The sequence below is a fragment of the Chitinophaga sp. H8 genome, assembly GCF_040567655.1.
GTDB classification, from domain to species: domain Bacteria; phylum Bacteroidota; class Bacteroidia; order Chitinophagales; family Chitinophagaceae; genus Chitinophaga; species Chitinophaga defluvii.
On the sequence record NZ_JBEXAC010000001.1, the window covers coordinates 304,535 to 328,191 of the forward strand.

The window sequence follows — 23,657 nt, forward strand, 5'->3', positions numbered from 1 at the left end:
TACCCACAGGCTGATCCGGGGAGTTGAAGTTACCGGTGAGGGCAGATTAGGCGGAAAGGAGCAGGTTATTTATTCGCCATATGCGTCTTTTAATTGCTGGATATTAAGCTTATCCATTTGCATCATAGCTTTCATTACTTTCTGGGATTTCTCCATATTCATACCATGGAGTAACTCACTCAGAATAGAGGGAACAATTTGCCAGGATAAGCCAAATTTGTCCTGCAACCAACCGCAGCGGTCTTTACGTCCTCCTTCGGAGAGCTTTTCCCAGTAATAGTCCACTTCCTCCTGTGTTTTGCAGTCTACGTAAAAGGAAACAGCAGGCGTGAAAGAAAATTGAGGCCCGCCATTTAGTGCATAGAATTGTTGCCCTTCCAGTTCAAAGGTGGCCGACATGACACTCCCTTTGGTGCCCGGCCCCGCTTCGCCATAACGGCTTACGTTGCCTACTTTTGCATTTTTAAAAACAGTGGTATAAAAATTCATGGCTTCCTCGGCTCTGCCATCGAACCATAAGAAAGGGGTGACCTTTTGCATAGTAATTGTTTTAAATTAAACTTATTGGAGTTCGTGGTATTACATGTTTCCTTCATTACAAAACACTCCGTTTAGGGTTGCCTTGTCAACAATTTTGTAATACAAACTTACTTTAAGTATCTGGCTTGAATACGGTGCAGAAACGACAATCTTGGGGGCTAATTGCGACAGATAAGAAGGAGGGTAATTAGTCAGTCATAGTGATCCGGTTTAGTTGGGAGGGAGCTATTACGTTAAAGTGGAAATTGGATTTAAAATGTTGCGTCTTTGGTTAATTTAGATTTACTTATATCTAACTCTCGGCTAAACCAGTCAATAAGCAGTTTTTCAATCTCTTTTTTATTAACTGTTTGTGGATACCTTCTTGATTTTTTATATTCTTCCTGCGCCATCACAGCAACAATCTCCCCAACGGTTTTTAAATTCAATTCCTTACCAGTTTTTGTTGCGATGTAAAAACCGGCAGTGGTAATTAGTAACATGGTAAGTCCAAGTAACCAGCTGGTAAAAAGAAGGATAATAGAAGCAAATAAAATAATCAGCAGTACTGCTGATGTTAAATGAGCAGGTCGTAAAACACGTAATTTAAAACCTAATGTTTTTTCCATGGTTCTTATCTGACGGATTCTCCCTTTTCTAGGGAAGATATTTTCCAGTAAAGTTTTAGGAGTGATCATGGTATTATCCAGGGAAAGGGTATTGACAATAGCGCTTCTTATTTTGTAAAATGCTTGCTGTGTGGTACAATCATTTATATTAATTCCTTGGGTTTTCTTTATGATAAGATCAGACAGTTCGCCGAATGTTGAAATACCCTTGCATTCATTAGGTTCAAGAGTTATATTAAATGAATGTGTTACTCTAATTAATAGGTCATCTATGTCTTCAGGGTCTATATTATTGAGTGCGATAGCTGACATAATAGTTGTTTGCTAAACAAATATAAATATAAAAGATTTAATAGGGCAGTCATGGCAAATCAGGATAGGAACCTATTTCTTTCTATATTTGAATGGCATAATATACTTTCCGGCGGATGAACAACTTTGAGGCGAATAAATTACTGGATATCATTCATCACAGACCTACCTGGCAAGTGCCGGGTGAGAGATGGGTATGGTACCAGGAGTGGAACAGGGCATTGTTTTTTCATTGGAAGGTAGATCCGGAAATATTGAAAAGCTTTATTCCGGAAGGTATTCAACTGGATGTATATAATAATACAGCCTGGGTATCACTGGTAGCATTTACAATGGAAAAGATTCGTCCCAGATACCTACCCTCCGTGTCACTGATCTCAGATTTTCATGAAATAAACTTGCGTACTTACGTTACTGACGGAGAACATCATGGTGTTTATTTTCTATCAATAGAGGCGCAAAAGCAATTATCAGCCATTCTATCCAGGCGTCTTTCGGGATTGCCTTATGAAAAGGCCAGTATACAAAGAAAATCAGGCTATTTAAGTGCCTATGATGCTGATAATAGTCAGACAGGAAATTATCTGAAAGTGGATTACAGAATGGAGGAACAGCCTAAGACAAAAACGGAACTGGATAGATGGCTTACGGAACGTTATTACCTCTATCTTGAGAAAGGCAACCGGCTTTACAGATATGCTATACATCATAAAGAATGGAACCTGTTTAATCTGAAGACGGCTAATTTGCATTTGTCTTATAATATAGGAGCGTTAAGTTTATCAGCAGAGAATATTGAAATGGTGCATTATTCCGATGGTGTAAACGTGATAGCCTGGCAGCAGGGGATGATAAACCGATAACAGATTAACGCCGGTAATTATTATATTAGTGTTGTTGAGCCTTATATTACATTATTATGCATGTTAATAATAATTATACGGATAGTGAATTATTACGGCTATTAAAGGCGGGTAGTGAAAGTGCGTTCACCGAAATCTATAACCGGTACTGGCATAAGCTTTTCGCGGTGGCAGCCGCCAGGATACAGGATATGGACGAAGCGGAGGAGATTGTGCAGGAGATTTTTGTATCCTTATGGAGAAGGAGAGAAGAACTGGATATCACTTCCGGACTGGAAGTATATCTGGCAGTATCTGTGAAATACCGGGTGATTAAAATACTGGGTAAACGATATCAAAAACGTAAATATAAAGATAGCCTGGACGTAATGGGAATGGTAGATGATTCTACGCAGCAATGGCTGGAATTTGAGGAATTGAAAGCGCGTTTAGGAAAACTGGTGGCAGGGTTGCCTGAAAAATGCCAGTTGGTATATCGCCTCAGCCGGGAAAAAGGATACTCCCAAAAACAAATTGCCCGGGAATTGAATATTTCTGAAAAAACCGTAGAAGCCCACCTCGGAAAGGCTTTAAAGACCTTACGCACTGGTTTGAACCAGTTTTTGTCATCCTTTCTGCTATAATTTTTTTTTCTCCACTAAGGGATTGTGTTCGCTGAAGGTACTTATAGATAAAGGTACTTCAAATGCAGTCCGATAATAATGAGCTTCGTTACCAGGAATTAGCGGCTAAGTGGCTGGATGGCAGTATTACTCCCGAAGAAGAAAAGGAGTTTGCCGATTGGTATAATGCCGGGCTGGATAAGCCATTGCAGGTGCCGGAAAGCTTTGCTGCCAGTGAAGAAGTACATCGTCAGCGACTGCTCCGGAAGATCCGGGAAGAAATCCAAATGGAAGTACCTGAACAGAGGAGAGGAATAGCCTGGCCTAAATGGGTAGCTGCGGCAGCAGTGATCCTGGGTATTATTGCTGTAGGCACCTACTTCTGGGCTGAGAGGACAATAATGCCAGCCACGACAGGAAAAGCAGGTGCTGTGGCGGAAGCTGACATCACACCTGGTGGCAATAAGGCAATGTTAACGCTTGCTAATGGTGCACAAATCGTATTAGATAGTGCCAATAACGGCGTACTGGCCACACAGGGAAACACGGCCATTATTAAATCGCAAAGCGGCCAGCTGATATTTGATATCAGCAAGCAAACAGCCGGTACAGATGATATCGCTCCGGATGCTATCAATACACTTAGCACACCCAAAGGAGGGCAATATGTAATTATTTTGCCTGATGGCACCAAGGTATGGCTTAATGCGCAGTCTTCTTTACATTTCCCCACCGCATTCAATGCGAAGGAAAGGGTGGTACAGTTAAGCGGGGAAGCCTATTTTGAAGTGGCGAAGGATAAACGTAAACCTTTTCATGTCCAATCAAAAGGTGCAGATATAGAAGTGTTGGGTACCCACTTTAATGTGATGGCTTATACCAATGAGCCCGTTATGGAAACCACCCTGCTGGAAGGAGCGATTAAAGTCAGTAAAGATAACAGAAGCGAAACGATACGTCCGGGTAAACAAGTGCAGCTGTCTGACCAGGGAATGCAGATCCGCAGCATCGATACAGTAGATGCGGTAGCCTGGAAAAATGGAATTTTCCAATTCAATGATACTCACCTGAAAAATATCATGCGACAGGTAGAACGTTGGTATGATGTGAAAATAGATTATGCCAGCCTGCCTGATAAACGCTACAATGGTATGGTATTCAGAAACTCCAACTTGTCCGAAGTATTAAAAATGTTGGAAATGGCAGGGGATATCCGGTTTGAGGTGGTAGATAAAACCATTAAAGTCATCAATAAGAGAGCAGAGAAAATAACAGAATAGTCAACCAGAATATTAATTGTCATCTAATTCCGCGAATGTATGAATGTAAATGCGCTACGCAAGAGGATCCTTATGCGATGTATTTCAGTAGTTAATGTGAATATTTCCGTTCAACTTAAACTTTCCCGGATCATGAAACTTACAGCTATTGCCCTTACTGTTTTGTGTTTGCAAGTGAGTGCTTCGGCATTCTCACAACGGTTCAGCCTGTCCGAAAAAAATGCTGTGCTGGATGTAGTGCTGAAAAAGATAAAGCAGCAGAGTGGCTACCTGTTTTTATATGATTCGGAGTTGATGAGACAGGCAAAACCTGTTACAGTAGAGATCAAAGATGCGCCCTTGGAAGAAGTGCTGCAAAGATGTCTGGAAGGGCAGCCATTTACCTATGAGCTGGTCAACAAAACCATCGTTATTAAATTAAAACATGCTGCCACTGAAAAAGCGGCTGCCAGTATTGCCCCCCTCGATACATTGGGAGGTACGGTAACTAATGCAGCGGGCATCCCTGTTCCGGGAGTTGCGGTAGGGATAAAGGGAACTACAAAAGGGACGGTGACAGATGAAAAAGGAAGATTCCGGATGCAGGATGTACCGGCCAATGCTATACTCGTGTTTAGAATGATTGGCTTTGAAGCACATGAAGAGCAGATTGTTCCGGGAAAGGCATTAAATGTGGTATTGAAAGAGGAGCTTTCCAAACTGAGCGAAGTGATCGTAGTAGGATATGGTACGCAAAAGCGATCTGATCTGACAGGTGCGGTATCATCCGTAAGAGGAGACCAACTAACCGGGCAGGCCATCAGTAATCCTGTACAGGCTTTAACAGGCGTTGCCCCTGGTGTGCAGGTGCTGCAGAATTCCGGAGAGCCCGGTAGTGCATTAAGTGTACGGGTAAGAGGTGGCAACTCACTCATTGGTGGCAATGAGCCGATGTATGTAATTGACGGATTTCCCATCACAGGTACATTGGATAATATCAACCCCAATGATATCCTTTCCATTGAAGTATTAAAAGATGCTTCTGCAACGGCTATCTATGGTTCCCGTGGTGCAAACGGTGTAGTAATGGTAACTACCAAAAAGGGAAAAGCCGGCCGCACACAAGTGGAGTACGATGTGTATTATGGTTTACAGCAGGTGACCAAAAAGATTGATATGCTGAATGCCCAGGAATTTGCAACCATTGCCAATGTACGTGCAGCGAATGACAATATTGCCCCTTTCTTTACAGATGCAGAGATTAAAGCGTTTGGCAAAGGCATTGACTGGCAGGATGAAATATTCCGTACTGCTCCTATTCAGAATCATTCCCTGTCCGTTTCGGGTGGAAATGATAAAACCCGCTTTAACCTGACGGGCAATTATTTTGATCAGAAAGGAGTAATTCTTAATTCTTATAACAATCAGGCGCAATTAAGAGCTAATCTTGAACATAATATTAATAACAACTGGAAAATAACTTTTAATAATATCGTTAGCCGTACAAAAAATAATTTCCTCTACAGTAATAATACAGAAAGAGGAGCGGGGGTATTAAGCGGCGCACTGATATCTCCTCCAACGGTACCGGTTTACGATGCTAATGGCAATTACAGTAATGTAAGAAAGTATCCGTTTAGCCCGGATATTGCGGAGAATCCCGTGGCAATGGCATTGGAAAGAAAAAATGTTACTACCCGAAATGCGTTGCTGACCAATTTGTTTATAGAAGGAAAGCTGCTGCCAGACCTGGTATTACGCTCTTCTATTGGTGTGCAATATGAAAATTCACGGGTAGACTTTTATTCGCCTACTATTTTTCAACCTTCTGCTACAGGTAGTGCTTCCATTAATTATGGAGAATGGGTGAATATCGTGAATGAAAACACACTGACGTATTCCAAAACAGTGAACAATGACCATCATATCACCTTATTAGGAGGGATTACCTCGGAAAAAAATACAGGGCAGAATCTTGGCGCCAGCGCTACCGGTTTCCTGACCAACATATTGGAGAATAAAAGCTTGCAGTCTGGCACCTCTCCGGGAATTCCTACTTCCAGCATGAGTAAATATGCGATCTTATCAGGGCTGGGAAGGGTGAACTACTCTTACAAAGGAAAGTATTTGCTTACTGCAAGCATCAGAGCAGACGGTTCTTCCCGGTTTGGAAAGGCAAACAGATGGGGGTATTTCCCATCTACAGCGCTGGCGTGGAGAGTAAGTGAGGAAAAATTCTGGGAGGGTATAAAGCCGGTAATCAATGACCTGAAATTAAGAGGAAGCTGGGGGGTAACAGGTAATACAGCGGTATCTGCCTATCAGTCGCTTTCTATTTTATCCAGCGTACAAACGGTACTGGATAAAAATCTTTATATAGGCTTTGCACCAGGGAGTATTAAACCTAACCCTGAGTTGAAATGGGAAACGACCACCCAGATAGATGCAGGTGTTGATGTTGGCCTGTTGAATAGCCGGCTAATGCTCTCCTTTGATTATTACTCCAAAAGAACAAATGACCTGTTAAGCTCGGTACCTGTTTCTTCTTCTACCGGGTATTCTACTACCATTAAAAACCTGGGAACTGTAGAGAATAAAGGGATAGAGGCGGCGCTTACGGCCTATATCCTTGAGCAAGGCCCATTTAAATGGGACCTGGGCGTAAACCTTTCAAGGAATCGCAACAAAGTAATTTCATTAAGTGGCGGTACAGATATTTTCGGGGAAATTCTGGGTAATACCCTGCCGGCGATGAGTTTGGTAAGGGAAGGACATCCTATTGGCGTTTTCTACGGCTACCTGGAAGATGGCTTGGATAACAATGGAGAAATAAAGTATAAAGATCTGGATAATAATGGCACGATCAACAGCCTGGACCGTACCATTATCGGTGATCCTAATCCGGCTTACATTATAGGATTGAACTCGCATATGAGTTATAAGAATTTTGACCTTACGATATTGGTAACCAGTATACAGGGAGTAGATGTATTAAACTATAATTTATCAAATGTGGCAGATGGGTTCAGCTTTGGTATTAACCAGGTAAGGGATATTTTAGGTAATTACTGGACTGCCGACAAGCCTAATCCCAATGCGAAGTACCCTAAGATCAGTAAAAATACCAGGTACCTGGGTTCTGATCGTTTTATAGAAGATGGATCCTATATACGTGTTAAAAACATACAGCTGTCTTACACACTTAAAAAAGACAAACTGGTGTTGGCGGGCTCCCAGATATATGTAGCTGTGCAGAATCCATTTACGTTTACTAATTATTCTTTTTATACCCCTGAGATCAATACGAGGGGTGCAGGGATTTCCAGGGGAATTGATCAGTTTGGCTATCCTGATGCACGTTCATTCATGCTTGGATTACGGGTGAAATTTTAATGCTAACTCATTTAAACAGGGCAACAATGACAAAATCATATAATTATCTCCTATTGTTATTTTTCTTTTGCTGTATTTCCTGCAGCAAGTTCCTGGATGAAGTACCGGAAGACAGGCTGGCAGAAGGTAACTTTTACAAAAGCCTGGATGATGCACGTTCTGCTGTAAATGCTATTTATGCACCGGTAAGAGCAGGTATTTTCAGAGGGCCTTATTTTTTACAGGTGGAAATTATGGCAGATTATGCAGAGGGTAGAGGCTCTACAGCTATTATTGGTGAGTACAAAGGATTGGATATTGTGAATATTCAGCGGGTAGCTTTAATCTGGGATGGCTTTTACCGTAGTATCAGGAATGCTAATATTGCAATTGAGAATATTCCGGGTATTGCATCTGTGAGTGAGTCGGACAAGAATGCCCTGGTAGCGGAAGCACGGTTTATGCGGGCATTCAGCTACTACCACCTGGTTAGAAACTGGGGGGCAGTGCCTTTATATCTGAGCACCACTCCTGAGAGTACAGCACGTACTCCCGTAGCTGATGTGTATAAAGCTATTGTGGCAGATCTTGAATTTGCAGAGAAAAATCTGCCTCCTAAAGCGGCACAGTATGGGAGGCCTGGTATAGGTGCTGCCAAAGCCTTGCTGGCAGATGTAAGTCTTACTACTGGTAATTGGGGAACGGCCAGGGATAAAGCCGATGAAATCATTAAATCCGGTGAGTTTTCACTGACCAATATAACTAAAACGGATGATTGGGAAAATGTTTTCGGACCTACTGTAAATGGTTCTCCGGAAGAAGTATTCTATATTAAATTTAATCATCTGGATGGATGGGAATGGCCACACAACTTGTTATGGAGTGAAACCACCTTTTCTCCTTTTGGGAATTATGTGATCTATTCAACTCTGGACAACCGTTTCCTGAATGCATGGGATAACCAGGATTTACGCAAACAATGGGATATCTTCACAGAATATATTAACCGGAAAACAGGGGTGCTGGAAAAATTGCCGGCTTCCACACCGGTACTTTTCAGTAAGTGGAGAGATCCGGGAGCACCAACTACTACCGGACATGCCAATGACTATCCTTTTCTGAGATTTGCAGATGTATTGCTTATTTATGCAGAAGCAGCTGCCATGGCAGAAAATAGTGTGCCAGCTTTAGCAGTTGAACGCCTGAATATGATCCATAGAAGAGCTTATGGGTTTCCGGCCAATGCAGCTTCCGCTGTTGACTATCCTACTGGTGGATGGACTTTGAATGCATTCCGGGACACCGTATTGCAGGAACGTGGGCACGAATTGTTTATGGAAGGCAAAAGGTGGCTGGATCTGAAACGTACAGGTAAGGTAAAGGAAGTGATCAAAGCCAATTTAGGAAAAGATGTACAGGATGTACACCTGCTATGGCCTATTCCGCAACAGGAAATAGACACTAATCCGGAAATCAGCCAGGCAGAGCAAAATCCTGGCTATTGATAAGTAATTGTTGATGAATAAGATCAGGACGCATATACGCATTACCATTTTTCTTGCGCTGTGTATTTCCTTTGATGCACAGGCACAGCAGCAGGCTTGTGCTACCGTGAAAATAAAAGCGGGCGTTCCTGCTTTGTATATTAACGGAAAGGCTTATCCGCCATATGCGTATATGTCTTATCTGGGGGAAGAAAAATATTATAGGGAAGTAGCCGCTGCGGGGCTTCATCTTTATAATATTCCGGCTTATCTGGGAGACAGAGGTATTAATTCTACCTCAGGTATTAAACCATTCAGAACAGCGGTATGGAAGGGAAAGGGGGAGTATGACTATTCCAGTATTATTCAGGACTTCGAAAAATTATTACGGGCAGATCCGGAAGCAAAAGTGATCATTCGGTTTCACCTGGATCCACCGGTATGGTGGGAAAAAGAAAACCCGGATGCGGTGTGCAGGCTTCCGGATGGTAGTGGGTATCGTACCAGCTATGCTTCCAGAAAGTGGCAGCAGGAAGCAGGAGAAGTATTAAAAAAGGCCATCAAATGGGTGATGAATTCTCCTTATGGGGCACACTTAGTAGGAATTCATGTGGCCGGTGGCTTTACAGAGGAATGGTTTTATCACTACAAGGACCTGTTTTATGATGAAAGCAATGTGCGTAAAACAGCCTTTCGCGATTGGATGAAGCAACGTTATGCCAATAACACTGCCGCGCTCAGGAAAGCCTGGAATGATCCTGCCATCAGCTTTGACCAGGTGCAGCCAGCTGATATCAGCGGGGCAGAAAGAAAAAGGGAATGGCGTAGTACGGCCACTGACCAACGCTATTTTGATACCTTTGATTTTCAGGCTACTACTATGGCCGACCATATTGCCTGGTTCTGCAAAATAGTAAAAGAGACCAGTAATAATTGTTTGCTGACAGGCGCTTTCTATGGTTATCACTATTTTGTTCCTGATCCCAGGAGAGGACACGGCGCGCTGGCGAAGTTATTGAACTGTCCTTACCTGGATTATCTTTCCAGTCCTAATGATTATAACCGTGTGGTAGGCGAGGATTGGGCACCTATGGCGGCTATTAAGTCGGTGCAGCTGCATGGTAAGCTATGGCTGGCAGAGAATGATACCCGTACCACCCTGACCACCTTATTGAGGGACCGTGCTCCGGCAGTAGCGCCGGCAGGTGATTGGTACACCAATGGCGTATGGATTGGGCCGGATAAGATGGAAACATCCGTTGCTCTGCTTCAGAAGAATCTTGCCAGGATGCTGGCCTATGGATATGGTGGGTGGTGGTTTGATATGTGGGGGGGCTGGTTCAGTGATCCGGCATTATTAGCCGTATTAAAACAGGGGCAGCAATTTTTTTATCAATACCCGGATACCCTATTCCCGGCTATGCAGCCACAGGTAGCGGTAGTGGTAGATGAGAGATTGCAAAGCTGGGATAAGGATTATGGCGGCCTTACGGCAACCATTACGGGCAACAGGTATGCACTGGGAAAAACAGGAGCTCCCTATGACCTGTACCTGCGTACCGACCTGAACAAAGTACCGGCAGGAAAATACAAAGTGATCTGGCTCATGGGAGTGATGGAACCCAATAAACAGGAGCAGATGTGGATAACACAGTGGGCTGCGGAAGGCAGGATGGTGATACATACTGATGGATATGCTACAACAATTTATGACAGGAAGAAATTAACACAGCCCACTGTTATCAATCAACTGCAATGGTCGGCTACCGCTTTGGGAGAACTTTGGGACCGTGCAGGTGTGCACCGGTACCTGGATACAGAAGACGTAGTATATGCCGGTCGTGGATGGGTAAGTGTACATACAGCTAAAGGAGGAGCTAAACAAGTGAAGCTTCCTTTTTATGCACGTGTAACGGATCCCGTTACAAAAGAAACAATTGTTAATTTTGCGAAAATCGTTCCACTGGAGATGCAGCCAGGTACCACCCGTCTTTTAAGGGTAGTACCTGTAACACACCCGGGTAAACAATAAAATGGTATTTCATGACAACAACGTGCGCTGGCACCCACTTCTTTCGTAACATGATCAAATTATTTCTGACTGTATGGATGATGCTGATATTACCGATATCCTATGCAGGGCAAACACCACAGCATGATTTTATACAGTTGAACAATGGCCGGATACGACTTACATTTAATAAGAGTACCGGTGGTTTTGTTTCAATGGAAGACCTGGTCAAAAAAGAGATGATCAGTAAAACAGGAAGCTCCGGGATACAGACGCCCTGGGAATTGTATATTGATAAAGCGGGTGCAAGCCAACGTGCAGATATCAGCAGCTTTAAGGAATTTAGTTTTGAGAATAACAAACCGGATGCACTTACTCTGATCTGGAAAGGATGGCGTGAATCCGGTGATAATGATACTAAAGTAACAGTTACCGTAACACTGGAAAAGGGTAAGGCGTTGTCTGCCTGGAATATTAAAGTAGAAGGGCTAAAAGGGAGGCAATTATCCAAGGTAGTATTCCCAAGAGTAGGAGGATTGCCCAACTCGGCTGATGAATACCTGGCAGTTCCTCATTGGATGGGAGAGTTGCTACAGGATCCGGGAGCACAACTGGCGGCGTTAAAAAATACACCTCAGCAATTTGATTGGTTTTATCCCGGCCACCTTTCCATGCAATTGCTGGCCTTATATAATAAGCAGGGCAGAGGATTTTATGCGGCCTGTGATGATGCCGCTGCTTACCGGAAGAATCTGGCAGTAGTATTGGAACCATCCGGTACGCTGGCGTATCAAATGGAAAACTTCCCTCCACTGGAAGCCAACCGGCTTGCTTATCAGTTGCCCTATAATGCAGTGATAGGATCCTTTCATGGAGACTGGATCACTGCTGCGGAACAATACCGCGAGTGGGGTACACAACAGGCCTGGTGCAGCGACAGCCGTCTTAAAAATAATGCTACACCGGCATGGCTGGATAGCACAGCCCTTTGGGTATGGAACAGGGGGAAATCAGATCAGGTACTCAAACCGGCAGTGGACCTGAAAGAACGTTTAGGACTTCCTGTCAATGTTTTATGGCATTGGTGGCATGGGTGCTCCTATGATGATGGGTTCCCTGAATATTTACCACCAAGGGAAGGTAAAACCCCATTTATTGAAAGTGTGAAATGGTCACAGGAGCATGGGGTGAAATCCCTGGTGTATATGAACCAGATCCAGTGGGGAAACGCTACTGCAAGTTGGGAAAAGGAACATGCCAGTTTGCTGGCAGTAAAGGATAAAGATGAAAAGATCAGTTCTCATGTCTACAATATCTTTACCGGCAAAGCCCTGACGAATATGTGCGTAGGTGCTGAAGGATGGCGCAATAAGTATGTTTCGCTGGCTGATAGTGTGGTGAATGATTACCAGGTAAATGGTGTTTATATGGACCAAACCTGCCTGAGCAGGATGTGTTATGACAAAACCCATGGCCATCCCCTGGGCGGCGGTAATTACTGGGTGAAAAATTCAGGTAAGATCACGGAGGGTATCCGGTCAAAAGTATTGCATAATAAACAGATTGCCCTGGCAGGTGAAGGAGTTGGAGAAGCGTGGATGCCGTATGTAGATGCTTTTCTGGTTCTGCAGGTAAGCAGGGAGCGTTATGCGGGTACCCAGGGATGGCAACCTATTCCATTTTTCCAGGTGGTGTATCATCCCTACAGTCTTGCCTATGGTAATTATTCTTCCCTGCTTACGCCTCCCTACGACGAGCTGTGGCCGGAAGAGCATAAACCGGCTACAACTTTACAGCCACTGGATAAAATGTTTAATAAACAATTTCTGATGGAACAGGCCAGGTCGTTTACCTGGGGGATGCAACCCATGATTGCCAATTATCTGCCCTTGCTGGCCACTGAAAGAAAAGAGGAGATTGATTATCTGTTAACACTGTCCAGGGTGAGAAATAAGGGTTTGAAGTATTTGTTGCATGGGGAATTCCGGCGGGCACCTGAAATGACTATACCGGAAGAAGAACTAAGCATTTCCAAGCTGTCTATTTATGCCGGGCAGAAAGAAAACGTTACAACTTTCCATAAAAAATACCCTGTGGTATATAGCTCTTCCTGGAAGTCGGCAGACAATATGCTGGGAATTGCTGTTGCCAGTATCTATGATAAGGTGTATGATGTAAAGATGGATTTCAGATCAGCAGATTATGGTCTTCCTGCCTCAGGTAAGATCTATCTTGTTAATGAAGCGGGTAGAAAACAACTGGGTACTTATTCCAAAGGAAAAGTACGGATCAACTATGCACTGCCTGCCAAGGGCATCTGCCTGATAGAAATTGCTGCACGCTAATTGCCTCTAAAACAGCTTTTGAGGAGTGGAGAGGGCCTACATGTATTGAACCATGTGGCCCTCTCTGCTTTTAATGATCCATAATTGTATTCTATACAGTTAAAATTTATATTATCTTGTTTTCCTGTGGCATTACCTGCCAGGCTCCTTCATCTCAAAAACAGGATCAGATGTATAAACGTATTATTATCGGGTTGGTTCTATTTTTATGCTATCCGGGAACAGCCGCCATTGCACAGCAATTGATCGCTGTGGAAACCCAACATCTCCAGTTGTTATTTACTGTAAATAAGGATGGTAAACTATATCAGCGATACCTGGGGGAAAAGCTGGTGAATAAATCGGATTATCCCCGGATTGATCAGGGAAAGCAGGAAGCTTTTATAGGGGCAGGTACCCATGATCTTTTTGAACCCGCTATCAGCCTTACTCATGCAGACGGCAACCCTTCCCTGGAGCTGAAATTTGATCAGGTAAATACCAGCCGGGAAGATAAGAACGTGGAGATTACCTCTTTTACATTGAAGGATCCCAAATATCCGGTAACCGTTATTCTGCACATTGCAGCTTATTACCAGGAAGACATACTGAAAAGCTGGACAGAGATCAGGCACGAGGAGTCAAAGCCGGTTACACTCACAAGTTTTGCTTCGGCTATGCTGCATTTTGATGCCAATAAATACTGGCTTACGCATTTTCATGGCGATTGGGCAAAAGAAATGCGTATGGACGAGGAAGAACTGACCAGTGGCATGAAAATACTGGACAGCAAATTAGGTACCCGCGCTAATATGTACCAGGCGCCTTTTTTCTTCCTTTCCCTGAATGAACCTTCCGGAGAAACCGCCGGTGAAGTAATTGCGGGAACACTGGCATGGACCGGGAATTTCCGCTTTGCTTTTGAAATAGATGAACAACATGCATTAAGGGTAATAGGAGGAATGAACTCCTATGCCTCGGCTTATGCTTTGTTGCCGGGAAAACCTTTTATAACACCTGCATTGATCTTTACTTATTCTAAACAGGGCAAAGGACAGGTAAGCCGTAACTTTCACCAATGGGCCAGAAATTATGGGGTGCTGGATGGTAATAAGCCCAGGATGGTACTGCTCAATAACTGGGAAGCTACCGGTTTTGATTTCAATGAACAGCAACTGGGTACACTGTTTGACCATGCACATGACCTGGGCGCTGATCTGTTCCTGCTGGATGATGGCTGGTTTGCCAATAAATATCCGAGAAATGATGACCATGCGGGGCTGGGCGACTGGGAGGTGAATAAGAAAAAACTCCCTAATGGTATTGGACACCTGGTAAAAGAAGCTACGGATAAAGGCGTGAAGTTTGGCATATGGGTAGAGCCGGAGATGGTGAATCCTAAAAGCGAGCTGTACGAAAAGCATCCCGACTGGATCCTGAAACTACCCAACCGTGAGGAACACTATTATCGTAACCAGCTGGTACTGGATCTGGTAAATCCTAAAGTGCAGGATTTTGTATTTAATACGCTGGACCAATTACTGACCAGTGCACCGGGTATTGCTTATATCAAGTGGGATTGCAACAGGATGATGACCAATGCATATTCCCCCTACCTTAAAAATAATCAGTCTGCACTTTATATTGAATATACCCGGAGCCTTTATAAAGTACTGGACCGCTTAAGGCTCAAATATCCACATTTACCTATGATGCTTTGCTCCGGTGGTGGCGGTCGTGCTGATTACGGCGCTTTGCGCTATTTTACAGAATTCTGGCCCAGTGATAATACAGATGGATTGGAAAGGGTGTATATCCAATGGGGGTATTCTTATTTCTTCCCTTCTTTCACGATCTCCAGCCATGTTACTTCCTGGGGAAAACAATCACTTAAATTCCGTACGGATGTGGCCATGATGGGCCGCATGGGATATGATATCGACCTCGAAAAATTAAGTACTGAAGAAATGCAGTTTAGCCGCAACGCAGTAAAAAACTATAAGCGCCTCAATACGGTGATAGCGGGAGGAGACCTGTATCGCATCATTTCCCCTTACAAGGAAAACCGGGCAGTTTTAATGTATGTAAGCCCGGAGAAAAGTAAAGCAGTATTATTTGCTTATACCCTGCATACCAGGTATGGTGAAAGGTTTCCAGTAGTAAAACTCGAAGGGCTGGATGGGCAGAAGCAGTATAAAATTGAAGAGATTAACCTGCCGGAAGGAGCATCTTCACAGATAGCAGGAAACAATCAGGTATTTTCCGGAGATTACCTTATGAAGATCGGGCTGCCGGTTTCTTCCGGTAATGAATTGACGAGTGTAGTACTGGAAATTACAGCAGAATAAGCAGGCATATTGAAGGGCCTTCTTTTTATAAGTTATCTTTATTGACATAAAATCCCGCATATGGAGGCATTAAAACAGGCCGCTGCAAAAGAAGCGGTAACGTTGATAACAAGTGGAAGTGTCATTGGTTTTGGCGCAGGTAGTACCATTGCGCATATGATTCATTATCTGCAGGAGGATAAAGTATTGGCCCAGAGTATCACCGCTGTTACTTCGTCTTTTAACACTCATTTGTTATTGCAGGAGTATGGGTTTAAGATAATGGAAATTGGCGTCTGTTCCGGCCTCGATATTTATTTTGATGGTTGTGACCAGTTTGACCACCAGCTGAACGCATTAAAAAGCGGGGGTGGCATTCATACCAGGGAAAAGCTGCTGGCAGCCATGGCCACCCGGTTTATTATTGTTGGGGATGGATCGAAATATGTAGCGCAGTTGTATACCACCTTCCCGGTGGTAGTGGAGGTGATCCCCGAAGCGGTACATTTTGTAATGAAACAGATAAAAAGCAGGTTTGATGCCGCCAATCCGGTTATCCGGTTAAGCAATAAAAAGGACGGCGCTGTTATCACAGAAAATGGCAACCTGTTAATAGATATATGGTTTTCCTCATTTCCTCCTTTAGCACATATTAATCCTGCGCTAAAGGCTATTCCGGGTATCCTGGAAACATCCCTCTTTTATAATATGGCGCAGGAAGCTATCATCGCAGAGAAGCATGGTGTAGCAATAAAGCGGAAAATATAATACATACTATCCCGCTGCAGGAAACTGGTTATTCACAATACCAGACAGGGGGCTTAACCCTTTAACCCCGCTATCAGGTTAATGGTCAGTGCTACTACAAACGTGTTGAGACCGAAGGAAAGCAAGCCATGTGCCAGCGCCTGCCGCCTGATGCTGCGGGAGGTTATTTCTACATCAGATACCTGGAAAGTCATGCCGATAACAAAAGCGAAATAGGCAAAATCAAGGTAATCCGGCGCTTTTTCTTTGGGGAAACTAAGCCCTTCCGCATGTTTTTCAGGATGCTCTTCATCATCACCATAATACATATGGGCATAATGAAAGCTAAATATGGTATGTACCATAAACCAGGACAAGAGCATCCCACTTACGGCTAATGGAACATAGATCATCTTTGAGGTGTCTGAAGTTTCCTGAGACAGAATCAGCAACAGTACCGTAAGCATGCTGGCAAAAGAAGCAATGACAATAATGGCAGACACAAAAATCCTGCTGCCATCTTCTTTTTGCGCATGCAATCTGATCTGCGGGGCAGAGCGGGTAAAAATTACGATCCAGCACAAGATAACATAAGTCAATGCAAACACATCCCAAACCAGTATCGTTTTGAACAACGTATTTAGTCCGCTGTTGCTCACCGCCAGCAGCGCAATCAGTGCCAGTCCTAAACTTATCAGGATACGATGTAAGGGATGCATGCGCAGGAAGATATTCCCTGATTTGCTGCTGGTAGACTGGTTTGCCATGGATTATTTTTTATCTGCTATTAAGTTACTTATTAATACACAAATAAAAAGGGCATAGGCTGGTATATCTATTTTTCCCAATCTGGACTATTTGTTTATGGAGGGAAAAAGGGAGATTTGCGTCATTAAAATATGCTGGCAACAGTCAGGCATTTTCAGGAGGTAAAGATGTTAGTTAAGATCGCGCACACCTATAAGTCTTCTTTTAGCGGGTTGAGTAAGGAAACCTGGTTGCTGAGCATTGTTATGTTGATCAACAGATCAAGTACGATGGTAGTGCCCTTTATGAGTATGTATATTACACAAAGCATGCACCGGAGTGTGGCCGATGCGGGCCTGATCATTACCTTATTTGGGGTAGGGTCCGTATTGGGCTCGGCAGCAGGGGGCTACTTTATTGATAAAATGGGGTTCAGGTCGGTACAGCTCTTTTCTTCTGTGATAGGCGGAATACTGTTCCTGCTTTTTGGCCAGATTGATAATTTCCTGGTACTATGTATCATGACGGTAGCCCTGAGTTTTGTGGCAGAAGCATTCAGGCCGGCCAATATGGCGGCTATTGCTGCTTATTCAGCACCTCATAATTTAACCAGGTCTTATTCTCTGAACAGGCTGGCCATGAATCTGGGCTGGGGCGTAGGTAGTTCATTGGGAGGTATCCTGGCCGCTATTAATTACCACCTGTTGTTTTGGGTAGAGGGTATTGTTTACATGATTGTAGGGGGGCTCATTGTTATCTTGTTGCCTTCACAGCAACAATCAACTAAAGCATCCCGCATACAACAGCAGCCGGTTGCCGGACGTTCACCCTGGCGGGATCCTTTTCTCCTACGTTTTTTAATACTGGTAGCCGTGTATAGCAGCTGCTTTATTTTAATGTTCCGGTTAGTACCGGTATATTGGAAAGAGTCGTGGCATATGGAGGAATGGGTAATCGGTTTATTGATGGGTTTAAACGGAATTATTATTGCCTTGTTTGAAATGGTCCTGGTGCGGTACTGGGAAAACAGGAGAACAAATATGTATTATATAATAGCCGGTGTATTTATGACAGCTATAGGATATGGATTTCTGGTAATGCCAGGAATGACCGTGCTGGTAATGGCTTTAGGGTCGGTATTGTTTATTACAATCGGGGAGATGATGGCCTATCCTTTTATTAATACCATTATTATGAGCGGGGCTAATGAGCATGACAGAGGTAAATATGCTGCTGCATATGCTTTATCATGGTCTGTGGCGCAGATAGCCGGGCCGGGTGGTGGCGCTTTGCTGGTAGAGCAATGGGGGTACGTTGTGTTGTGGAGCGTGCTGGTGGCCATATGTATAATAAGTGCAATAGCGTTCAGCATGCTTAAAAAGGAGTCGCAGCCAACAAGCACTTCCTGAGGTAATATTTTTATAGTTCATGCAACCTTTATAAAGCCCACTCGTCTTTATTAATACGGACTCCATCACTTGTGGAACAAAAAAGTTGTATGAACAAGCTCATTTTATTAATGGGAATACCATTGTTAGGTGCGATAACCACAGTTTTCGCCCAAAAAGATCCCGCCGGCAGCATCCAGGTAAAAATTGCGGATGCTACCGGTAACCCGCTCCCCTATGCAAGTGTAGCAGTACGTAAAGCCGCTGATACTTCGCTGGTAAAAGGACAGCTAAGTGATACCGACGGCAAATGTGCTTTTGAGAAAATAGCTGCTGGTACTTACTTTATCCAGGCCTCACAAATGGGCTATACTGCTCATCAGAGTGAGGTATTCCGGGTGGATGGCACACATACCCGCATAGATCTGAAAACAATCACATTACAGCTGGCTCCGAAAAATCTGCAGGGCGTGGAAGTGACGGCACAAAAGCCGTTTATTGAAAGGAGTGAAGGAAAAACCATCCTGAATGTAGAAAGTAGTATTGCTGCGGCAGGTAATACTGCCATGGATATCTTAAGAAGGGCGCCAGGAGTGAGTGTGGATAAAGACGATAACCTGCTGCTGAAAGGAAAGCAGGGGGTAACGGTAATGCTCGACGGTAAGCTTACTTATCTGTCAAATGAGTCGCTGGCTGAATTGCTTAAAAGTATGCAGGCAGAAAGCATTTCCCAGATTGAAATCATCACCAGTCCGGGTGCCAAGTATGATGCTGCCGGCACATCAGGAATAATAAATATCAAAACCAAGAAAGGACAGTTAGTAGGACTGAACGGCACTGCAAATGCCGGTTTTGGAGGAGGTAAATACCTTTTTTATAATGCAGGTGGAAACATCAACTGGAGAACAAAACGACTGAATGTATTCGGCAATTTTAATCTGGGCGACCGGCAGAGTTACAATACCCGCTTATTGTTCCGTACTACTGGTGGCAATATTCCTTTACAGTTCCGTCAGGATGTATATCAGACCAATGATTTTCTGAACAGGTCTGTTAAGGCTGGCATAGACTATTCTATCTCTTCCACACAAACGATTGGAGTGTTGGTAAATGGGTATAGTAATGCATTCTGGCGGGAAGCACCTAGCGCCACGCAGATTGCAAATCAGGGAGGTACTACTGATTCTGTTTTATATACAGCTGTGAATGCGAATAACCGTTTTAAAAATATATCGCTGAACCTCAACTATAAATTGAAACTGGATACCAGCGGAGGAGAGTTTACAATAGATGCTGATTACGCAAAGTTTAAGAACCAGATGAACACGGAACTTAGTGATAGTTTGCGCAATGTGCATTCAGGGACAGTACTGCAGCAAGGTACGCTCAGAACACTGCCAAATACTGACATTACCATTAAAAGTATAAAAGCAGATCTGGTAAAAGTACTTAACAAAACCACTAAACTGGAAGCCGGTTTTAAAGCCAGTATGGTCAGTACAGATAATATGATGCGGTACGACTCCCTGGTAGATCATACCTATGTGCCGGTGCTTTCCCAATATGACCAGTTTATCTATAAAGAACAGGTGATTGCGGGCTACCTCGCTTATAAGAAACAAATAAAAAATACTGACTTTGTATTGGGGCTACGTCTGGAACAAACTACTTCTGATGGCCATTCCATTTCATTGAAAAGTAAGATAAAAAAAACGTACCTCGACTATTTTCCTAATGTGACAGTAGACCATAAGTTCTCTGAAAATCATAAACTTTCCCTGGCTTATTCTAAACGGATCAACCGTCCGGGATATGGCCAACTGAACCCCTTCCTTTTCTTCCTTGATAAGTATACCTACTTCCGGGGAAATTCATTTCTTACGCCTGAATATACCCACAATACGGAACTGTCCTATATGTTTAAGCAGAAGTATATTGCTACCCTGGGATACAGCCGCACCAATGACCTGATAGATGAATACCTGGCCGTAAATGATGAAACCAGGATTACCATCAGTACCAATAAGAATCTGGGTAAACAAAATACATATTCGCTCAATCTTACCTTGCCATTCGATCCGGTGAAATGGTGGAATACCAGTAACAATTTATCCGTTTATTATAATCAATACCGGATAAGAGATACTGTTAAAAATTTTACCACGGAAAAGCTGGCTTATAGTTTTAACAGTACCAACACATTCACCCTACCACACGACTTTAAACTGGAATTAAGTGGCTGGTATGAATCCGCTAATGTATATGGCATTTTTGTTGCCAGATCTATGTGGGCGGTTAACGCAGGGATACAGAAAACCGTTTTACAGAAAAAAGGGACCCTTAAGCTGAATGTGAATGACATCTTTGCTTCCAACCGTTTCAGAGGTGTTGCCAATTATAATAATGTATATCTGAATGTGAATAACCGCTGGCAAAACAGAACAGTAAATCTTTCCTTTAGTTATCGCTTTGGAAATAATAAAATAGAGGCTGCCAGAGAAAGGCAAACCGGCTCGGCGGATGAACTAAAGCGTGCCGGAAATTAATACTTCGCTTTAAAACGCCACTTCCCTGAAGAGATTTCAAATCCGATCCGATCTGTAGGGAGTGCTAATAGAGTCCCTCTTTGTTTTATGTACTGGCCCTTTTTCCAGACTACTTTTCCGTTGAGCTTGATATATTTTACATTCCTGGCAGGTACACCAACTATGGCACTGGTCAATGGCGGAACGGTTACATTGATTTGCATATTATTGGCCGATTTTTGGAATGATGACCGGACAGTTCCTTTCACAGTTTCAAAAGAAGCCGAAGCCCTGTTCAAATTTCCTGGCTGTGGTAATATTTTGAACCTGGAAAACCCGGTGTCAATTGGCGTAACTCCGCACACATATTCCATTAACAGTGTAAGTGGCCCACCAGACCAGCCATGATTATAGCTACCCCCTCCATAACCTTCAGCTCCAATGCCCCATCCTTCCCATAGTGTTGAAAGAGGGCTATTTACCATTTTCTGGTACCTTGATTTCATCCTGCTTAAGGCTGCTGTAGCATCGCCCATTTTAAACAGCGCTTCCAGTACATATTTTTCCATATATGGGCTGGCATTGAACGAGTGGTTGAATACCTGTTTTATGGCAGGGTATTGTTGTGGTTCGGCCAGATCAAATAAAACAGCCAGCCCGTGACCGCGTTCATCAGTAACGCCGGTGTATCCGGGCGACCGGTACTCGGATCCCGTCCAGAATACACGATTGTAGTTATCTTTAATGTGCCTCATCATCGTTCTATAACGGTGAATATCTGCGGTATCACCAGTAACACCAGCCATCTGGCCTGCTGCTTTGAGAGCCTGGTATAGTAGTGCATTGTCTAACACTGGCCTGTCAATATTTTCGCCCCAGTCGCCCCAATCCCAACCACCTTCACGATGAATCAAAAGGCCATCAGGTCCAAGTTGCCATAGATTCAAATAACGTTTGACCGCAGGGTACACATGTTTGATAGTTGCAACATCTCCTGTATACAGGTAATAATACCAGAATCCGTATGCTCCGATGCTGGAAAGCATTTGTCCCGGAAGTTCCCTGTCCCAGCTACCAGTTGGTACCGGAGAATACAATACACCATCAGGCTTTTGCCAGTCGGCCAGGTTAAGAATTGCTTTCTTTATAAGCTGATATGCACGAGGGTCACAGGAATGAAAAATTTCACCTATCAGTATAGCTGCATCTCCCCACCATTGCGCACGTTCGCGGTCAGGGTCCTGGATAGCATCACGCATGTTCACATTCATGGTATTTCTTGATTTGATCCATAACGAGTTGAGAAAAGGATCATCACAATCAAAACTTCCGGAAAATTCGGTATTATAACGTGTTTCTCGGTAACGAAGATCCAGAATTTCCACACCGGCCGGAATGGTATAAATCATAGCATGCCCGTTTAGATATGCCAGGCTCTCAAACTCCTGCACACCGTCTTTCGTTACATATTCCGAGCGGTAGTTGTATTCGCTTCCGCCTTTATAGTTATCGGTACGCATGTCTATTATGAGTCCGGCAGGGGCATTCACTTTCAGGTAGGGAGAAATAGTAATATTCCGGGGAAGTCTGGCTTCAATAGGTTTCCCATCGCTCACCCTGGGAAGTTGTTTATCATTCTCATAGCGCTTTGGTGCTGCTACTCTCCAAAGTGGGATAGGTCGTTCAACCAGGTTATTCCATGGTGCTACCGGCGGCTTACCCAGTTCTAAAGCATCCGGCCATGAAGTATCATCATAACCCGGTTGCATCCACTGCCCTATATCTTTTCGGGCATCAAAATGAATGTTGTCATCGGGCATGCGGTAATTAGGGTGTGGAGCTCCGGTTTTGCCAAAAGCCGGATGGCGTAATGCTTTCCAGGTTTTGTCGGTACCCTGAATTTTGCCATCTACATTTATCTCGGCAACCAGCCCCGACTTTCCGCTGCTTTTGTGAGAAAAACCATCTTTACCCCAATACCAGGAAAGAATTGCAAAACTGTTCTTTCCCTTATGCAGGTGTTTTGAAATATCAACAATATCGAAATAGGTATCATTGGGATTTGGACCTCTTTTAAGCCCTCCTTCATAAACGATCATTTTACCGTTTATCCATAACCAGTATTTTGAGTCCACTGCTATACGGACAATTGCTTTTTGAGGATTTGAAGCTACATCAACAGTTTTGCGAAATACCTGCCAGGTATTGGTGTCTTTTTTATGCTCGAAAGTTGATATCCATTGAGCTTGCCAGTCCTGCGCGTTAGATACCATACAAGTAAGAAAGAAAATGCCCGTTAGTATATATTTCATCTTAATGTATTTTTAACAAAACAGCAAGCAATAGGTGTTTTTGGATTATTCCACTAACCAAAATTACTTGTCGCGTAGAAAAGCTTGTTATACTAACTGATCTGAAATTTGTACTTTTTGACCTGCTTTAATAACATTAGATGTTACTTAATTAATCCCCACCACCGCTTTTTATTCCATAATAACCGATAATTCCGGTGCCCGGATCAGGTGCTTCGGTTGCTAAAATGGCCGTT

At 43.5% G+C, this 23,657-nt stretch carries 15 protein-coding genes; 11 read left to right on the forward strand and 4 right to left on the reverse strand.

Annotated features, from left to right (window positions below; translation table 11 throughout):
* Positions 1-69 precede the first annotated feature (69 nt).
* On the reverse strand, positions 70-540 hold the full coding sequence (locus tag ABR189_RS01250; protein ID WP_354658615.1) for a VOC family protein: 471 nt from the start codon (positions 538-540) through the stop codon (positions 70-72).
* A 251-nt stretch (positions 541-791) separates the two neighbouring features.
* The gene (locus ABR189_RS01255; protein WP_354658616.1) at positions 792-1,460 is read right to left on the reverse strand and encodes a hypothetical protein; all 669 of its coding nucleotides are present in this window, start codon (positions 1,458-1,460) and stop codon (positions 792-794) included.
* A gap of 116 nt (positions 1,461-1,576) precedes the next feature.
* On the opposite strand from ABR189_RS01255, the gene ABR189_RS01260 reads away from it, so the two are divergent.
* The 9 genes from ABR189_RS01260 (at position 1,577) to rpiA (ending at position 16,470) form a co-directional block, all read left to right on the forward strand.
* Positions 1,577-2,323 (forward strand): YqjF family protein, encoded by a 747-nt coding sequence (locus ABR189_RS01260; RefSeq protein ID WP_354658617.1) that lies wholly within the window; start codon positions 1,577-1,579, stop codon positions 2,321-2,323.
* A gap of 56 nt (positions 2,324-2,379) precedes the next feature.
* Positions 2,380-2,946, forward strand: coding sequence for an RNA polymerase sigma-70 factor (locus ABR189_RS01265; RefSeq protein WP_354658618.1), 567 nt, complete (start codon positions 2,380-2,382; stop codon positions 2,944-2,946).
* Positions 2,947-3,008: 62 nt separating this feature from the next.
* A complete protein-coding gene (locus tag ABR189_RS01270; protein ID WP_354658619.1) occupies positions 3,009-4,205 on the forward strand; it encodes a FecR family protein in 1,197 nt (398 codons plus the stop codon).
* A gap of 132 nt (positions 4,206-4,337) precedes the next feature.
* Positions 4,338-7,577: a TonB-dependent receptor gene (locus tag ABR189_RS01275; RefSeq protein WP_354658620.1), complete on the forward strand. Its 3,240-nt coding sequence runs from the start codon at positions 4,338-4,340 to the stop codon at positions 7,575-7,577.
* A 26-nt stretch (positions 7,578-7,603) separates the two neighbouring features.
* Entirely contained in the window at positions 7,604-9,061 is a 1,458-nt protein-coding gene (locus ABR189_RS01280) for a RagB/SusD family nutrient uptake outer membrane protein (RefSeq protein ID WP_354658621.1), read from the forward strand.
* 13 nt (positions 9,062-9,074) lie between these two features.
* Positions 9,075-11,072, forward strand: a complete 1,998-nt coding sequence (locus tag ABR189_RS01285) for an alpha-amylase family protein (RefSeq protein WP_354658622.1) — start codon at positions 9,075-9,077, stop codon at positions 11,070-11,072.
* An 11-nt stretch (positions 11,073-11,083) separates the two neighbouring features.
* Positions 11,084-13,396: a DUF6259 domain-containing protein gene (locus ABR189_RS01290; protein WP_354658623.1), complete on the forward strand. Its 2,313-nt coding sequence runs from the start codon at positions 11,084-11,086 to the stop codon at positions 13,394-13,396.
* A 170-nt stretch (positions 13,397-13,566) separates the two neighbouring features.
* The gene (locus ABR189_RS01295; RefSeq protein WP_354658624.1) at positions 13,567-15,723 is read left to right on the forward strand and encodes an alpha-galactosidase; all 2,157 of its coding nucleotides are present in this window, start codon (positions 13,567-13,569) and stop codon (positions 15,721-15,723) included.
* A 60-nt stretch (positions 15,724-15,783) separates the two neighbouring features.
* Complete coding sequence (gene rpiA / locus ABR189_RS01300; RefSeq protein WP_354658625.1) at positions 15,784-16,470, forward strand: ribose-5-phosphate isomerase RpiA; 687 nt, start codon at positions 15,784-15,786, stop codon at positions 16,468-16,470.
* 53 nt (positions 16,471-16,523) lie between these two features.
* On the opposite strand, the gene ABR189_RS01305 is transcribed toward rpiA, so the two are convergent.
* Positions 16,524-17,216, reverse strand: a complete 693-nt coding sequence (locus ABR189_RS01305) for a DUF1345 domain-containing protein (protein WP_354658626.1) — start codon at positions 17,214-17,216, stop codon at positions 16,524-16,526.
* 132 nt (positions 17,217-17,348) lie between these two features.
* Here ABR189_RS01305 and ABR189_RS01310 point away from each other — a divergent pair, with 132 nt between their 5' ends.
* Positions 17,349-18,605: an MFS transporter gene (locus ABR189_RS01310; protein ID WP_354658627.1), complete on the forward strand. Its 1,257-nt coding sequence runs from the start codon at positions 17,349-17,351 to the stop codon at positions 18,603-18,605.
* 89 nt (positions 18,606-18,694) lie between these two features.
* Positions 18,695-21,130 (forward strand): TonB-dependent receptor domain-containing protein, encoded by a 2,436-nt coding sequence (locus ABR189_RS01315; protein ID WP_354658628.1) that lies wholly within the window; start codon positions 18,695-18,697, stop codon positions 21,128-21,130.
* Here ABR189_RS01315 and ABR189_RS01320 read toward each other — a convergent pair.
* On the reverse strand, positions 21,127-23,421 hold the full coding sequence (locus ABR189_RS01320; protein ID WP_354658629.1) for an alpha-L-rhamnosidase-related protein: 2,295 nt from the start codon (positions 23,419-23,421) through the stop codon (positions 21,127-21,129). The genes ABR189_RS01315 and ABR189_RS01320 overlap by 4 nt on opposite strands.
* Positions 23,422-23,657 lie beyond the last annotated feature (236 nt).